We start from the raw sequence: 279 nt of genomic DNA on the forward strand, positions 1-279 counted from the left end.
CTGCCATTGAGTACTGCCATTTCATGATCGACATACAGACGACCAAAAACCAGCATCAGTCCAATAAAAAAGCCTAGAGGAAGAATCAGCGTTAAAAATTCAGGCAAACGATAGCCAATAATGCTAAATAAAATACCTGCATCTAAGCGACCCTGCGCGGCTACACCAAAATACTTGATCAAACGACCGCCCATCATGATCAAGGTCAATAAGGCGATCACAACCAAGGATGTCGACACCACTTGTTTGACCAGATAACGCCGAATAATCAAATTAATT

General features: G+C 41.9%; 1 protein-coding gene. It reads right to left on the reverse strand.

Going from position 1 to position 279, the window contains the following annotated elements; genetic code table 11:
• On the reverse strand, positions 1-272 hold a 272-nt coding region (locus ACKX14_RS15705; protein ID WP_422449312.1), incomplete at its 3' end, for an LptF/LptG family permease.
• Positions 273-279 lie beyond the last annotated feature (7 nt).

This window comes from Thermorhabdus hydrogeniformans (assembly GCF_049310025.1).
In the GTDB taxonomy this organism is placed as follows: Bacteria; Bacillota; Thermosediminibacteria; order Thermosediminibacterales; family Tepidanaerobacteraceae; genus JBJYKD01.